Source organism: Mycobacterium marinum, assembly GCF_003391395.1.
Classification (GTDB): Bacteria; Actinomycetota; Actinomycetes; order Mycobacteriales; family Mycobacteriaceae; genus Mycobacterium; species Mycobacterium marinum.
Genome location: NZ_CP024190.1, coordinates 3,769,631 through 3,787,124, shown reverse-complemented (window position 1 = coordinate 3,787,124; position 17,494 = coordinate 3,769,631). Strand labels below are relative to the sequence as shown.

Genomic DNA, 17,494 nt, shown 5'->3' with positions numbered 1-17,494 from the left:
CGGTGAGGGTGGGGTGGTTGCCCCAGGTGTGTAGTTGGGTGTGTTCGGTGTCGGTGAGGAGGTCGAGGTGGTGCAGGGGTTGGTTGGGGTGGGTGGTGAAGGCGTGCAGGGTGTGGTGCAGGCGGGTGGCCAGGGTGTTGATGGTGGTGGGGTTATAGACGTCGGTGCGGTATTCGATGGTGCCGGTCAGGGTCGGTGCTGTGTTGGGGGTGGTGGGGTGTTCGGTCAGGGAGATGACCAGGTCCATGCGGGCGGTGTGGGTGGCGACGGGGTAGGGGCTGATGCTGGCTTCACCCAGGCGCATTTCGGCGCCGGTGGTGTCGTGTTGGGTCCAGGGGTGGTTTTGGAAGGCGAGCATGACCTGGATGAGGGGGTGGTGGGTGCGGGAGCGGGTGGGCTGGAGGTGTTCGACAAGGAGTTCGAAGGGGACGTGTTGGTGTTGGTAGGCGGTCAGGCTGCGGTCGCGGATGTGGGCGAGTAGGTCGGTGGGGGTGTCTGCGGGGTGGGTGTGGGTGCGTAGCACCAGGGTGTTGACGAAGAAGCCGATCAGTTCATCGAGGTGGGGGTGGGTGCGTGCGGCGATCGGGACGCCGATGGCGATGTCGTTGGTGTCGGCGAGGGTGGCTAGGACCACGGTCAGGGCGGCGTGGATGACCATGAAGACCGAGACGTGGTGGGTGTGGGCCAGGGTGTGGATTGCGGTGGTTAGTTCGGGGGGCCAGCTGAATTGGTGGCTGGCGCCGCGGTAGTCGGCGATCGGGGGGTAGGGGCGGTCGGTGGGCAGGGGCAGGTGTTCGGGGAGTCCGGCCAGGGTGTGCTGCCAGTAGGCCAGGTCGGTGGCCAGCAGGCTGGTGGGGTCGTGGGGGTCGCCGAGGAGTTGGTGGTGCCACAGGGTGTAGTCGGCGTAGTGCACCGGCAGCGGCACCCAGGTCGGTGGGTGTCCGGCGGTGCGGGCGGTGTAGGCGGTGTCGAGGTCGCGGGCGAGCGGGCCTAGCGACCAGCCGTCGGCGGCGATGTGGTGGATCAGCAGTACCAGCACGTGCTGGTGGGGTGCGGTGTGCAAGACGGTGGCGCGGATCGGGATCTCGGCGGCTAGATCGAAGTGGTAGTTGGTGGCTTCGTCGATAGCGGTGTGCAGGTGTTGGGGTGTCCACCCGCGGGCATCCACGACCTGCCAGAAGATTTCGGCTTGGTTGGGGGTGAGGATGTCTTGGTAGCCGGTGCCGTCGATGCTGGGAAAGCGGGTGCGCAGGGTTTCGTGGCGGGTGATCAGATCGGTGAGTGCGGCCCGGAGTGCCTCGGTGTCCAGCGGGCCGTGCAGGTGCAGGACGACCGGGATGTTGTAGACCGCCGAGGGGCCTTGAAGCTGTTCAAGAAACCACAGCCGGGACTGGGCAAACGACAACGGCACCCGCGGCGGGCGCTCACCGGCGATCAACGCCGGCACCGCCTGTGTAGTGGTGGTGGTGCCCACCAGCTCGGCGAGGGCGGTGATGGTGGGGGCTTCGAACACATCAGCAACGCGTAGACCGGCGTGCAGGGTGGTGTTGGCGGCGGCGATCAAACGCATCGCCGAGAGCGAATCCCCGCCGAGCTCGAAGAAGGAGTCGGCGGCGCTGACCCGGTCACTACCGCCGAGGATTTGGGCGTAGAGGCTGGCCAGGACTTCTTCCACCGGTCCCTGCGGGGCGAGATAAGCCTGCGCGCTGGTGGTGTAGTCGGGGGCGGGCAGGGCGCGGCGGTCGAGTTTGCCGTTGACCGTCAACGGTAGTTCGTCGATCACCATGAAGGCGGCCGGAACCATATACGCCGGCAACACCTCACTCAACCGGTCACGCAGCCAAGCCGTATCGATCCCACCGCCACCGGTGGTGGTGTAGTAGGCCACCAGCCGGGTTTGGCCGGAGGCGTCGTGGGCGATCACCACCGCCTGATCCACCCCATCGAGTGCGGCCAGGGCGGCGGCGACTTCGCCGCATTCGATGCGATAGCCACGGATTTTGACTTGCTCATCGGCGCGGCCCACATATTGCAGTTGCCCATCAGGGCCCCAACACACCAGATCACCGGTGCGATACATCCGCGACCCGCCCGCCCCGAACGGGCATGCCACAAACCGGGCCGCGCTCAACCCACCCCGGCGCCAATAGCCGACACCGACCCCGGTACCGGCGACATACAACTCACCCACGGTTCCGGGTGGGACCGGGCGCAGCGAGCTGTCGAGGACGGCGAAGGCCAGGTGGTGCAGGGGGGTGCCGATGGGGCTGGTGTCGTTGGTGGTGTCGTGTTCGGTGATGTCGCGCAGGGTGGCGTGCACGGTGGTTTCGGTGGTGCCGTACATGTTGATCAGTCGGGTGTGAGGCTGTTGAGACAGCCATGCCGCAGCACGGGTGGGGGCGAAGGCTTCACCGGCGAGGATCACGGCGGTGAGGGCGAGTGGTGGCTGGGTGGGGTTGTGGTGGGTGGTGTCGTCGATGGTTTGTAGTGCGTAGAACGCGGAGGGGGTGTGGCTGAGCACGCTGACGTGTTCGGTGGCCAGGAGGTGGTGCAGGTCGTGGGGGGAGGTGATGACGTGTTCGGGCACGACCACGACCCGCCCACCGGTGAGCAGGGCGCCGAAGATTTCGCAGACGGAGACGTCGAAGGCGTAGGAGTGCCATTGCGACCACACCCCGCCGGTGGGGATTTCGAGATCGAGTTGGGTGAGCAGGGTGGTGGCGTTGTGGTGGGTGATGGCCACGCCTTTGGGGGTTCCGGTGGTGCCGGAGGTGTAGATCAGGTACGCCAGGTCGTGGGGGTCGGGTGGGGGTAGTGGGGTGGTGGGGTGGTCATCGAGGGTGAGGGTGTCGAGGGTGATGGTGGCGACGGCTGGGGTGTGGGGGAGGTGTTGGGCGAGTTCGGTGGTGGTGATGATCGCGGTGGGGGTGGTGTCGGTGAGCATGAACGCGATACGCGTGGGGGGGTGGTGGGGGTCGATGGGGAGGTAGGCGGCCCCGGTTTTGAGGACGGCCAGGATCGCGAGGATGGCGTGGTCGCTGCGCGGGAGCAGCAGCGCGACGACCGCACCCGCTCGAGCCCCGTGGGTGGTGGTGAGGTGGTGGGCGAGTTGGGTGCTGGCCGCATCGAGTTGTTGGTAGGTCCAGGTGTGGTCCTCGAAGGTGAGGGCCGGGGCGTGGGGGTGAGCGGCGACCACGCTGGTGAAGGCAGCGGGAATCGAGATCGCGGGTGTGGTGGTGGGAGCGGTGAGGGTGGGGTGGTTGCCCCAGGTGCGCAGGTGGGTGTGTTCGGTGTCGGTGAGGAGGTCGAGGTGGTGCAGGGGTTGGTCGGGGTGGGTGGTGAAGGCGTGCAGGGTGTGGTGCAGGCGGGTGGCCAGGGTGTTGATGGTGGTGGGGTCATAGACGTCGGTGCGGTATTCGATGGTGCCGGTCAGGGTCGGTGCTGTGTCGGGGCTGGTGGGGTGTTCGGTCAGGGAGATGACCAGGTCCATGCGGGCGGTGTGGGTGGCGACGGGGTAGGGGCTGATGCTGGCTTCACCCAGGCGCATTTCGGCGCCGGTGGTGTCGTGTTGGGTCCAGGGGTGGTTTTGGAAGGCGAGCATGACCTGGATGAGGGGGTGGTGGGTGCGGGAGCGGGTCGGGTGCAGGTGTTCGACAAGGAGTTCGAAGGGCACGTGTTGGTGTTGGTATGCGGTCAGGCTGCGGTCGCGGATGTGGGCGAGTAGGTCGGTGGGGGTGTCTGCGGGGTGGGTGTGGGTGCGTAGCACCAGGGTGTTGACGAAGAAGCCGATCAGTTCATCGAGGTGGGGGTGGGTGCGTGCGGCGATCGGGACGCCGATGGCGATGTCGTTGGTGTCGGCGAGGGTGGCTAGGACCACGGTCAGGGCGGCGTGGATGACCATGAAGACCGAGACGTGGTGGGTGTGGGCCAGGGTGTGGATTGCGGTGGTTAGTTCGGGGGGCCAGCTGAATTGGTGGCTGGCGCCGCGGTAGTCGGCGATCGGGGGGTAGGGGCGGTCGGTGGGCAGGGGCAGGTGTTCGGGGAGTCCGGCCAGGGTGTGCTGCCAGTAGGCCAGGTCGGTGGCCAGCAGGCTGGTGGGGTCGTGGGGGTCGCCGAGGAGTTGGTGGTGCCACAGGGTGTAGTCGGCGTAGTGCACCGGCAGCGGCACCCAGGTCGGTGGGTGTCCGGCGGTGCGGGCGGTGTAGGCGGTGTTCAGGTCGCGGGCGAGCGGGCCCAGCGACCAGCCGTCGGCGGCGATGTGGTGGATCAGCAGTACCAGCACGTGCTGGTGGTCGGCGGTGTGCAAGACGGTGGCGCGGATCGGGATCTCGGCGGCTAGATCGAAGTGGTAGTTGGTGGCTTCGTCGATAGCGGTGTGCAGGTGTTGGGGTGTCCACCCGCGGGCATCCACGACCTGCCAGAAGATTTCGGCTTGGTTGGGGGTGAGGATGTCTTGGTAGCCGATCCCCTCGCTCGTGGTGCTGAAGCGGGTGCGCAGGGTTTCGTGGCGGGTGATCAGATCGTCGAGTGCGGCTCGGAGTGCTTCGGTGTCCAGGGGCCCGTGCAGGTGCAGGACGACCGGGATGTTGTAGACCGCCGAGGGGCCTTGAAGCTGCTCAAGAAACCACAGCCGGGACTGGGCAAACGACAACGGCACCCGCGGCGGGCGCTCACCCGCGACCAACGCCGCCACCGCCTGCTGCGTGGTCGTGGTGGTGGTGGTGGCGATTCGGTGGGCGAGGGCGGTGATGGTGGGGGCTTCGAACACATCAGCAACCCGCAGACCGGCGTGCAGGGTGGTGTTGGCGGCGGCGATCAAACGCATCGCCGACAGCGAATCCCCGCCGAGCTCAAAGAAGGAGTCGGCGGCGCTGACCCGGTCACTACCGCCGAGGATTTGGGCGTAGAGGCTGGCCAGGACTTCTTCCACCGGGCCTTGCGGGGCGAGATAAGCCTCGGTGGTGGTGTAGTCGGGGGCGGGCAGGGCGCGGCGGTCGAGTTTGCCGTTGACCGTCAACGGTAGTTGGTCGATCTCGATGAAGGCGGCCGGAACCATATACGCCGGCAACACCTGGCTCAAGGAGGCGCGGATGTCGGTGGTGTCGAGCCCGGTCCCGCTGGTGGTGGTGTAGTAGGCCACCAGCCGGGGTTGGCCGGGGGTGTCTTCGCGGGCGATGGCGACTGCCTGCTGCACCTCGTCGAGTGTGGTGAGGGCGGCGGCGACTTCGCCGCATTCGATGCGATAGCCACGGATTTTGACTTGCTCATCAGCGCGGCCCAGATATTGCAGTTGCCCATCAGGGCCCCAACACACGAGATCGCCGGTGCGATACATCCGCGACCCGGCCGCCCCGAACGGGCATGCGACAAACCGGGTCGCGCTCAACCCGCCCCGGCGCCAATAGCCGACACCGACCCCGGTACCGGCGACATACAACTCACCCACGGTTCCGGGTGGGACCGGGCGCAGCGAGCTGTCGAGGACGGCGAAGGCCAGGTGGTGCAGGGGGGTGCCGATGGGGCTGGTGTCGTTGGTGGTGTCGTGTTCGGTGATGTCGCGCAGGGTGGCGTGCACGGTGGTTTCGGTGATGCCGTACATGTTGATCAGCCGGGTGTGAGGCTGTTGAGACAGCCATGCCCCCGCGCGGGCGGGGGTAAAGGCTTCACCACCTAATACCACCGTCTTGACCGCCAGTTTCTGGCCCTGTTCAGCCAGGGTGGTGTGCACAGCCTGCAGTGCGTAAAACGCGGCGGGGGTTTGGCTGAGGACGGTGACCTGCTCGGTGATGAGGAGCTGGTGCAGCTCTTCGGGCGACGTGACGACGTGTTCGGGCACGACGACCAGACGGCCGCCGCCCAGTAAGGCGCCGAAGATTTCCCAGACGGAGTAGTCGAAGGCGTAGGAGTGGCATTGTGACCAGACCTGGTTGGTGGTGGGTCCCAGTTGTGGGGTCAGGGTGGTGGTCAGGGTGGTGGCGTTGTGGTGGGTGATGGCCACGCCTTTGGGGGTTCCGGTGGTGCCGGAGGTGTAGATCAGGTACGCCAGGTCGTGGGGGTTGGGTGGGGGTAGTGGGGTGGTGGGGTGGTGCTCGAGGGTGAGGGTGTCGAGGGTGATGGTGGCGACGGCTGGGGTGTGGGGGAGGTGTTGGGCGAGTTCGGTGGTGGTGATGATCGCGGTGGGGGTGGTGTCGGTGAGCATGAACGCGATACGCGTTGGGGGGTGGTGGGGGTCGATGGGGAGGTAGGCGGCCCCGGTTTTGAGGATGGCCAGGATGGTGAGGATGGCGTGGTCGCTGCGCGGGAGCAGCAGCGCGACGACCGCACCCGGCCCAGCGCCGTAGTTCAGGAGGTGGTGGGCGAGTTGGGTGCTGGCCGTATCGAGGTCGTGGTAGGTCCAGGTGTGGTCCTCGAAGGTGAGGGCCGGGGCGTGGGGGTGAGCGGCGACCACGCTGGTGAAGGCGGCGGGAATCGAGATCGCGGGTGTGGTGGTGGGAGCGGTGAGGGTGGGGTGGTTGCCCCAGGTGCGCAGGTGGGTGTGTTCGGTGTCGGTGAGGAGGTCGAGGTGGTGCAGGGGTTGGTCGGGGTGGGTGGTGAAGGCGTGCAGGGTGTGGTGCAGGCGGGTGGCCAGGGTGTTGATGGTGGTGGGGTTATAGACGTCGGTGCGGTATTCGATGGTGCCGGTCAGGGTCGGTGCTGTGTTGGGGGTGGTGGGGTGTTCGGTCAGGGAGATGACCAGGTCCATGCGGGCGGTGTGGGTGGCGACGGGGTAGGGGCTGATGCTGGCTTCACCCAGGCGCATTTCGGCGCCGGTGGTGTCGTGTTGGGTCCAGGGGTGGTTTTGGAAGGCGAGCATGACCTGGATGAGGGGGTGGTGGGTGCGGGAGCGGGTGGGCTGGAGGTGTTCGACAAGGAGTTCGAAGGGCACGTGTTGGTGTTCGAACGCGGTCAGGCTGCGGTCGCGGATGTGGGCGAGTAGGTCGGTGGGGGTGTCTGCGGGGTGGGTGTGGGTGCGTAGCACCAGGGTGTTGACGAAGAAGCCGATCAGTTCATCGAGGTGGGGGTGGGTGCGTGCGGCGATCGGGACACCGATCGCGATGTCGTTGGTGTCGGCGAGGGTGGCTAGGACCACGGTCAGGGCGGCGTGGATGACCATGAAGACCGAGACGTGGTGGGTGTGGGCCAGGGTGTGGATTGCGGTGGTTAGTTCGGGGGGCCAGCTGAATTGGTGGCTGGCGCCGCGGTAGTCGGCGATCGGGGGGTAGGGGCGGTCGGTGGGCAGGGGCAGGTGTTCGGGGAGTCCGGCCAGGGTGTGCTGCCAGTAGGCCAGGTCGGTGGCCAGCAGGCTGGTGGGGTCGTGGGGGTCGCCGAGGAGTTGGTGGTGCCACAGGGTGTAGTCGGCGTAGTGCACCGGCAGCGGCACCCAGGCCGGTGGGTGTCCGGCGGTGCGGGCGGTGTAGGCGGTGTTCAGGTCGCGGGCGAGCGGGCCCAGCGACCAGCCGTCGGCGGCGATGTGGTGGATCAGCAGTACCAGCACGTGCTGGTGGGGTGCGGTGTGCAAGACGGTGGCGCGGATCGGGATCTCGGCGGCTAGATCGAAGTGGTAGTTGGTGGCTTCGTCGATAGCGGTGTGCAGGTGTTGGGGTGTCCAACCCTGGGCATCCACCACCTGCCAGAAGATTTCGGCTTGGTTGGGGGTGAGGATGTCTTGGTAGCCGGTGCCGTCGATGCTGGGAAAGCGGGTGCGCAGGGTTTCGTGGCGGGTGATCAGATCGGTGAGTGCGGCCCGGAGTGCCTCGGTGTCCAGCGGGCCGTGCAGGTGCAGGACGACCGGGATGTTGTAGACCGCCGAGGGGCCTTGAAGCTGCTCAAGAAACCACAGCCGGGACTGGGCAAACGACAACGGCACCCGCGGCGGGCGCTCACCCGCGACCAACGCCGGCACCGCCTGTGTAGTGGTGGTGGTGCCCACCAGCTCGGCGAGGGCGGTGATGGTGGGGGCTTCGAACACATCAGCAACGCGCAGACCGGCGTGCAGGGTGGTGTTGGCGGCGGCGATCAAACGCATCGCCGACAGGGAATCCCCACCGAGTTCGAAGAACGAGTCGGCGGCGCTGATGCGGTCCACACCGAGGATTTGGGCGTAGAGGCTGGCCAGGACTTCTTCCACCGGTCCTTGCGGGGCGAGATAAGCCTCGGTGGTGGTGTAGTCGGGGGCGGGCAAAGCGCGGCGGTCGAGTTTGCCGTTGACCGTCAACGGTAGTTCGTCGATCACCATGAAGGCGGCCGGAACCATATACGCCGGCAACACCTCACTTAGGCGGTCACGCAGCCACGCCGTATCGATACCCGCGTTACCGGTGGTGGTGTAGTAGGCGACCAGCCGGGGTTGGCCGGGGGCGTCGTTGCGGGCGATCACCACCGCCTGATCCACCCCGTCGAGGGCAGCCAGGGCGGCGGCGACTTCGCCGCATTCGATGCGGTAGCCACGGATTTTGACTTGCTCATCAGCGCGGCCCACATATTGCAGTTGCCCATCAGGGCCCCAACACACCAGATCGCCGGTGCGATACATCCGCGACCCGGCCGCCCCGAACGGGCATGCCACAAACCGGGCCGCACTCAACCCACCCCGGCGCCAATACCCCACACCCACCCCAGTACCGGCCACATACAACTCACCCACGGTCCCCGGCGGCACCGGGCGCAACCACCTGTCGAGCACGAATACCCCGGCGCCGGGCACGGGGGCGCCGATCGGGACCAGGTCGGCGTCGGGTTGTAGGGGGTTGCTGATGGTGGCGTAGATGGTGGTTTCGGTGGGGCCGTAGGCGTTGAGCAGGGCGCGACCGCTAGCCCAGCGTTGGGCTAGGTCGGGTGGGCAGGCTTCGCCCGCGACGATCACCGTGGCGGTATCGAGGGTTTGTGGTGAGAGCTGGGCGAGTGCGGAGGGGGTGTGGCTCAGGACGGTGACTTGTTCGGTGGCCAGGAGGTGGTGGAGGTCGTGGGGTGAGGTGATGACGTGTTCGGGGATGACGACCAGGCGGGCTCCGCGCAGCAGGGCGCCGAAGATTTCCCAGACCGAGACATCGAAGGCGTAGGAGTGCCATTGCGACCACACCCCGCCGGTGGGGATGTCGAGATCGAGTTGGGTGAGCAGGGTGGTGGCGTTGTGGTGGGTGATGGCCACGCCTTTGGGGGTTCCGGTGGTGCCGGAGGTGTAGATCAGATACGCCAGGTCGTGGGGGTCGGGTGGGAGCAGTGGGGTGGTGGGGTGGTCATCGAGGGTGAGGGTGTCGAGGGTGATGGTGGCGATGGCTGGGGTGTCGGGGAGGTGTTGGGCGAGTTCGGTGGTGGTGATGATCGCGGTGGGGGTGGTGTCGGTGAGCATGAACGCGATACGCGTTGGGGGGTGGTGGGGGTCGATGGGGAGGTAGGCGGCGCCGGTTTTGAGGATGGCCAGGATGGTGAGGATGGCGTGGTCGCTGCGTGGTAGCAGCAGCGCGACGACCGCACCCGCTCGAGCCCCGTGGGTGGTGGTGAGGTGGTGGGCGAGTTGGGTGCTGGCCGTATCGAGGTCGTGGTAGGTCCAGGTGTGGTCCTCGAAGGTGAGGGCCGGGGCGTGGGGGTGAGCGGCGACTTGGGCGGTGAAGGCGGCGGGAATCGACACCGCCGTGGTGGTGGGAGCGGTGAGGGTGGGGTGGTTGCCCCAGGTGCGCAGGTGGGTGTGTTCGGTGTCGGTGAGGAGGTCGAGGTGGTGCAGGGGTTGGTCGGGGTGGGTGGTGAAGGCGTGCAGGGTGTGGTGCAGGCGGGTGGCCAGGGTGTTGATGGTGGTGGGGTCATAGACGTCGGTGCGGTATTCGATGGTGCCGGTCAGGGCCGGTGCTGTGTCGGGGCTGGTGGGGTGTTCGGTCAGGGAGATGACCAGGTCCATGCGGGCGGTGTGGGTGGCGACCGGATACGGGCTGATCCGGGCCTCACCCAGGCGCATTTCGGCGCCGGTGGTGTCGTGTTGGGTCCAGGGGTGGTTTTGGAAGGCGAGCATGACCTGGATGAGGGGGTGGTGGGTGCGGGAGCGGGTCGGGTGCAGGTGTTCGACAAGGAGTTCGAAGGGCACGTGTTGGTGTTCGAACGCGGTCAGGCTGCGGTCGCGGATGTGGGCGAGTAGGTCGGTGGGGGTGTCTGCGGGGTGGGTGTGGGTGCGCAGGACCAGGGTGTTGACGAAGAACCCGATCAGTTCATCGAGGTGGGGGTGGGTGCGTGCGGCGATCGGGACACCGATGGCGATGTCGTTGGTGTCGGCGAGGGTGGCTAGGACCACGGTCAGGGCGGCGTGGATGACCATGAAGACCGAGACGTGGTGGGTGTGGGCCAGGGTGTGGATTGCGGTGGTTAGTTCGGGGGGCCAGCTGAATTGGTGGCTGGCGCCGCGGTAGTCGGCGATCGGGGGGTAGGGGCGGTCGGTGGGCAGGGGCAGGTGTTCGGGGAGTCCGGCCAGGGTGTGCTGCCAGTAGTGCAGGTCGGTGGCCAGCAGGCTGGTGGGGTCGTGGGGGTCGCCGAGGAGTTGGTGGTGCCACAGGGTGTAGTCGGCGTAGTGCACCGGCAGCGGCACCCAGGTCGGTGGGTGTCCGGCGGTGCGGGCGGTGTAGGCGGTGTCGAGGTCGCGGGCGAGCGGGCCCAGCGACCAGCCGTCGGCGGCGATGTGGTGGATCAGCAGTACCAGCACGTGCTGGTGGGGTGCGGTGTGCAAGACGGTGGCGCGGATCGGGATCTCGGCGGCTAGATCGAAGTGGTAGTTGGTGGCTTCGTCGATAGCGGTGTGCAGGTGTTGGGGTGTCCACCCGCGGGCATCCACCACCTGCCAGAAGATTTCGGCTTGGTTGGGGGTGAGGATGTCTTGGTAGCCGATCCCCTCGCTCGTGGTGCTGAAGCGGGTGCGCAGGGTTTCGTGGCGGGTGATCAGATCGGTGAGTGCGGCTCGGAGTGCCTCGGTGTCCAGGGGCCCGTGCAGGTGCAGGACGACCGGGATGTTGTAGACCGCCGAGGGGCCTTGAAGCTGCTCAAGAAACCACAGCCGGGACTGGGCAAACGACAACGGCACCCGCGGCGGGCGGGGGCCGGCGATCAACGCCGGCACCGCCTGCTGTGTGGTCGTGGTGGTGGTGCCCACCAGCTCGGCGAGCCCGGTGATGGTGGGGGCTTCGAACACATCAGCAACGCGCAGACTGGTGTTGAGGGTGGTGTTGGCGGCGGCGATCAAACGCATCGCCGACAGCGAATCCCCGCCCAGAACAAAGAAGGAGTCGGCGGCGCTGACCCGGTCACTACCGCCGAGGATTTGGGCGTAGAGGCTGGCCAGGACTTCTTCGACCGGGCCTTGCGGGGCGAGATAAGCCTCGGTGGTGGTGTAGTCGGGGGCGGGCAGGGCGCGGCGGTCGAGTTTGCCGTTGACCGTTAGTGGTAGTTCGTCGATCACCATGAAGGCGGCCGGAACCATATACGCCGGCAACACCTCACTTAGGCGGTCACGCAGCCAAGCCGTATCGATCCCACCGCCACCGGTGGTGGTGTAGTAGGCCACCAGCCGGGTTTGGCCGGAGGCGTCGTGGGCGATCACCACCGCCTGATCCACCCCATCGAGTGCGGCCAGGGCGGCGGCGACTTCGCCGCATTCGATGCGATAGCCGCGGATTTTGACTTGCTCATCAGCGCGGCCCACATATTGCAGTTGCCCATCAGGGCCCCAACACACGAGATCACCGGTGCGATACATCCGCGACCCGCCCGCTCCGAAGGGGCATGCGACAAACCGGGCCGCGCTCAACCCGCCCCGGCGCCAATAGCCGACACCGACCCCGGTACCGGCGACATACAACTCACCCACGGTTCCGGGTGGGACCGGGCGCAGCGAGCTGTCGAGGACGGCGAAGGCCAGGTGGTGCAGGGGGGTGCCGATGGGGCTGGTGTCGTTGGTGGTGTCGTGTTCGGTGATGTCGCGCAGGGTGGCGTGCACGGTGGTTTCGGTGGTGCCGTACATGTTGATCAGTCGGGTGTGGGGGTGGTGGGACAGCCATGCCGCAGCACGGGTGGGGGCGAAGGCTTCACCGGCGAGGATCACGGCGGTGAGGGCGAGTGGTGGCTGGGTGGGGTTGTGGTGGGTGGTGTCGTCGATGGTTTGTAGTGCGTAGAACGCGGAGGGGGTGTGGCTGAGCACGCTGACGTGTTCGGTGGCCAGGAGGTGGTGCAGGTCGTGGGGGGAGGTGATGACGTGTTCGGGCACGACCACGACCCGCCCACCGGTGAGCAGGGCGCCGAAGATTTCGCAGACGGAGACGTCGAAGGCGTAGGAGTGCCATTGCGACCACACCCCGCCGGTGGGGATGTCGAGATCGAGTTGGGTGAGCAGGGTGGTGGCGTTGTGGTGGGTGATGGCCACGCCTTTGGGGGTTCCGGTGGTGCCGGAGGTGTAGATCAGATACGCCAGGTCGTGGGGGTCGGGTGGGAGCAGTGGGGTGGTGGGGTGGTCATCGAGGGTGAGGGTGTCGAGGGTGATGGTGGCGACGGCTGGGGTGTGGGGGAGGTGTTGGGCGAGTTCGGTGGTGGTGATGATCGCGGTGGGGGTGGTGTCGGTGAGCATGAACGCGATACGCGTGGGGGGGTGGTGGGGGTCGATGGGGAGGTAGGCGGCCCCGGTTTTGAGGACGGCCAGGATCGCGAGGATGGCGTGGTCGCTGCGCGGGAGCAGCAGCGCGACGACCGCACCCGCTCGAGCCCCGTGGGTGGTGGTGAGGTGGTGGGCGAGTTGGGTGCTGGCCGCATCGAGTTGTTGGTAGGTCCAGGTGTGGTCCTCGAAGGTGAGGGCCGGGGCGTGGGGGTGAGCGGCGACTTGGGCGGTGAAGGCAGCGGGAATCGAGATCGCCGCCGTGGTGGTGGGAGCGGTGAGGGTGGGGTGGTTGCCCCAGGTGCGCAGGTGGGTGTGTTCGGTGTCGGTGAGGAGGTCGAGGTGGTGCAGGGGTTGGTCGGGGTGGGTGGTGAAGGCGTGCAGGGTGTGGTGCAGGCGGGTGGCCAGGGTGTTGATGGTGGTGGGGTTATAGACGTCGGTGCGGTATTCGATGGTGCCGGTCAGGGTCGGTGCTGTGTTGGGGGTGGTGGGGTGTTCGGTCAGGGAGATGACCAGGTCCATGCGGGCGGTGTGGGTGGCGACGGGGTAGGGGCTGATGCTGGCTTCACCCAGGCGCATTTCGGCGCCGGTGGTGTCGTGTTGGGTCCAGGGGTGGTTTTGGAAGGCGAGCATGACCTGGATGAGGGGGTGGTGGGTGCGGGAGCGGGTGGGCTGGAGGTGTTCGACAAGGAGTTCGAAGGGGACGTGTTGGTGTTGGTAGGCGGTCAGGCTGCGGTCGCGGATGTGGGCGAGTAGGTCGGTGGGGGTGTCTGCGGGGTGGGTGTGGGTGCGTAGCACCAGGGTGTTGACGAAGAACCCGATCAGTTCATCGAGGTGGGGGTGGGTGCGTGCGGCGATCGGGACACCGATCGCGATGTCGTTGGTGTCGGCGAGGGTGGCTAGGACCACGGTCAGGGCGGCGTGGATGACCATGAAGACCGAGACGTGGTGGGTGTGGGCCAGGGTGTGGATTGCGGTGGTTAGTTCGGGGGGCCAGCTGAATTGGTGGCTGGCGCCGCGGTAGTCGGCGATCGGGGGGTAGGGGCGGTCGGTGGGCAGGGGCAGGTGTTCGGGGAGTCCGGCCAGGGTGTGCTGCCAGTAGGCCAGGTCGGTGGCCAGCAGGCTGGTGGGGTCGTGGGGGTCGCCGAGGAGTTGGTGGTGCCACAGGGTGTAGTCGGCGTAGTGCACCGGCAGCGGCACCCAGGCCGGTGGGTGTCCGGCGGTGCGGGCGGTGTAGGCGGTGTTCAGGTCGCGGGCGAGCGGGCCTAGCGACCAGCCGTCGGCGGCGATGTGGTGGATCAGCAGTACCAGCACGTGCTGGTGGGGTGCGGTGTGCAAGACGGTGGCGCGGATCGGGATCTCGGCGGCTAGATCGAAGTGGTAGTTGGTGGCTTCGTCGATAGCGGTGTGCAGGTGTTGGGGTGTCCAACCCTGGGCATCCACCACCTGCCAGAAGATTTCGGCTTGGTTGGGGGTGAGGATGTCTTGGTAGCCGGTGCCGTCGATGCTGGGAAAGCGGGTGCGCAGGGTTTCGTGGCGGGTGATCAGATCGGTGAGTGCGGCCCGGAGTGCCTCGGTGTCCAGCGGGCCGTGCAGGTGCAGGACGACCGGGATGTTGTAGACCGCCGAGGGGCCTTGAAGCTGCTCAAGAAACCACAATCGGGACTGGGCAAACGACAACGACACCCGCGGCGGGCGGGGGCCGGCGATCAATGGCAGCTGAGCGACCGGGTCCGCCCCGACACGCTCGGCGAGGGCGGTGATGGTGGGGGCTTCGAACACATCAGCAACGCGCAGGCCGGTGTGCAGGGTGGTGTTGGCGGCGGCGATCAAACGCATCGCCGACAGGGAATCCCCGCCGAGTTCGAAGAAGGAGTCGGCGGCGCTGATGCGGTCCACACCCAGGATTTGGGTGTAGAGGCTGGCCAGGACTTCTTCCACCGGTCCCTGCGGGGCGAGATAAGCCTCGGTGGTGGTGTAGTCGGGGGCGGGCAGGGCGCGGCGGTCGAGTTTGCCGTTGACCGTCAACGGTAGTTGGTCGATCTCGATGAAGGCGGCCGGAACCATATACGGCGGCAGCACCTGGCTCAAGGAGGCGCGGATGTCGGTGGTGTCGAGCCTGGTCCCGCTGGTGGTGGTGTAGTAGGCGACCAGCCGGGTTTGGCCGGGGGCGTCGTTGCGGGCGATCACCACCGCCTGTTCGATGGGGTCGAGTGTGGTCAGGGCGGCGGTGACTTCGCCGCATTCGATGCGGTAGCCACGGATTTTGACTTGCTCATCGGCGCGGCCCACATATTGCAGTTGCCCATCAGGGCCCCAACACACCAGATCGCCGGTGCGATACATCCGCGACCCGGCCGCCCCGAACGGGCATGCGACAAACCGGGTCGCGCTCAACCCACCCCGGCGCCAATACCCCACACCCACCCCAGCACCGGCGACATACAACTCACCCACCACCCCGGGAGGCACCGGACGCAGCCACCGATCGAGCACAAACAACCCCGCAGCAGGTACCGGGGCGCCGATGGGCACCACCGTCTCGCCGGCGTGCAGGGGGACGCTGACCGTCGCATAGATAGTGGTTTCGGTGGGGCCATAGGCGTTGAGCAGGGCGCGCCCCGGCGCCCACTGATCGACCAGCTTTGCTGGGCAGGCCTCGGCTGCGACGATCACCGTCTCAACATCAAAAGTCGTCGGCGCCAACATCGCCAACGCTGAGGGGGTTTGGCTGAGGACGGTGACCTGCTCGGTGGCCAGTAGGTGGTGCAGCTCTTCGGGTGAGGTGACGACGTGTTCGGGCACGACCACGACCCGCCCTCCGGTGAGTAGGGCGCCGAAGATTTCCCAGACGGAGTAGTCGAAGGCGTAGGAGTGGCATTGCGACCACACCTGGTTGGTGGTGGGGCCCAGTTGTGGGGTCAGGGTGGTGGTCAGGGTGGTGGCGTTGTGGTGGGTGATGGCCACGCCTTTAGGGGTTCCGGTGGTGCCGGAGGTGTAGATCAGATACGCCAGGTCGTGGGGGTTGGGTGGGGGTAGTGGGGTGGTGGGGTGGTCATCGAGGTTGGTGAGGGTGTCGAGGGTGATCACCGGAAAACCACTGCTGGTGGGGAGGTGGGTGGTCAGTTCGGTGGTGGTCAGTACCGCGGTGGGGGTGGTGTCGGTGAGCATGAACGCGATACGGGCGTGGGGGTGGTGGGGGTCGATGGGGAGGTAGGCGGCCCCGGTTTTGAGGATGGCCAGGATCGCGAGGATGGCGTGGTCGCTGCGCGGGAGCAGCAGCGCGACGACCGCACCCGCTCGAGCCCCGTGGGTGGTGGTGAGGTGGTGGGCGAGTTGGGTGCTGGCCGTATCGAGTTGTTGGTAGGTCCAGGTGTGGTCTTCGAAGGTGAGGGCCGGGGCGTGGGGGTGAGCGGCGACTTGGGCGGTGAAGGCGGCGGGAATCGACACCGCCGTGGTGGCCGGTGGGTTGGTGAGGGTGGGGTGGTTGCCCCAGGTGCGCAGTTGAGTGTGTTCGCTGTCGGTGAGCAGATCGATGCCGGACACCAACTGATCAGCCTCGGTGGTCATCGCCACCAAGACCTGTTCCAAACGTCGCACGAATATGTGGGTAGTAGCAAAGTCTGATTCTGAGTCGGCGGCACCCTCGGTGCTCACCAGTAGCTCGTGACCGTTGTTTTGGAAGAAAACGCTAAAGCCGCTGGCCCCACCGAAGGCGACACACACCGCCGATGCCGGGGCTTGCCCGAACGGGTGCGAGGCGGTACTCGGGATGAAATTGACTGCCACTCTGGAGGCGGTGTGTCCCGGTGTAGGCGACTGCTGCTGTCTCGTGAGGGTTTCCACCGGGAACCGCTGATGCTCTACCGCGGCCTGGATCTGGGAATGCGTGTGTCTGCAGAACTGGGCCACACTTTCCGCGGGCGTGCCGGCCAACGTCAGCGGGACGGTACCCACCATCAACCCGGTGAAGGTCAACGACTCGGGCTGAACTCGTCTGCTCACCGGGAAATCGAGCACAATGTCCGAGCCGTGACCGCAGCACTTCCCAACCAGCAGCGCGCACGCAGCAGTCAATATCGCCGATCGGCGCACCCCCAACGTTCGGCATGATTCTTGGACTGCGGCAACGACTGCGGGATCTAGCCGCACTGGCACGGAAACGCCACCGCTCACGGTGCTGCGGTTGTTGGTGTTGATGAAGCGGTAATCGACGTCGGTGTCTGCGGGCAGATGCTCGGCCCAGTACTTGTGGTCGCGGTGATAGTCGGGTGAGTCTGCGTAGGCGGTTTCGAGGGCGATGAGGTCCTGTAGTGAGCCGACAAAATTCGGGGGAACCGGCTCCTCGGCGACCAGGGCGGAGTAGATCATCCCAAGCCGGTTGCAGTGGACCATCGCCCCGAATCCATCGCAGACGAGGTGGTGGAAACCGGCATACAGATAGAATTCGTCTGTTCTGGTTTGGTATATGGCGTATCTATACAGGGGCTGGTCGAGCGGCATCGGCTTGTTCCGAATCAACAACGCGCGGTGGTAGGCCTCCTTGACCGGATCGTCGAAGGCGCGGAGGTCGTAGAACGGCACGTCGAAATCCTGGCTGGGCAGGATTTCCTGAAATATCTCACCATCGTTTTCGTAAAAAACAGCTCTCAGTGAATCTGAATCCTGCACTGCCAATCGCAGTGCCTTGGTCAAAACATCAGGAATAATCGCGCCATCGAGCACAACAAGATTTGCCAGGTTCCAACGCGCACCTGCGTCATTAACCTGCTGATCGAGCCAGATGCCCAGCTGCCCCCGGGTTAAATGAAATACAGCCTTTGCCCCGCCCCTCAC

1 protein-coding gene (only partly in view) is annotated in these 17,494 nt (G+C 66.5%); it reads right to left on the bottom strand.

From position 1 onward, the window contains the following. On the bottom strand, positions 1-17,494 hold the beginning of the coding sequence (locus CCUG20998_RS15760) for a non-ribosomal peptide synthase/polyketide synthase (RefSeq protein WP_116269120.1). The gene continues 18,581 nt to the left of window position 1, outside the view; 17,494 of the gene's 36,075 nt are visible here — the first part of the coding sequence; it begins with the start codon at positions 17,492-17,494; the stop codon falls past the left edge of the window.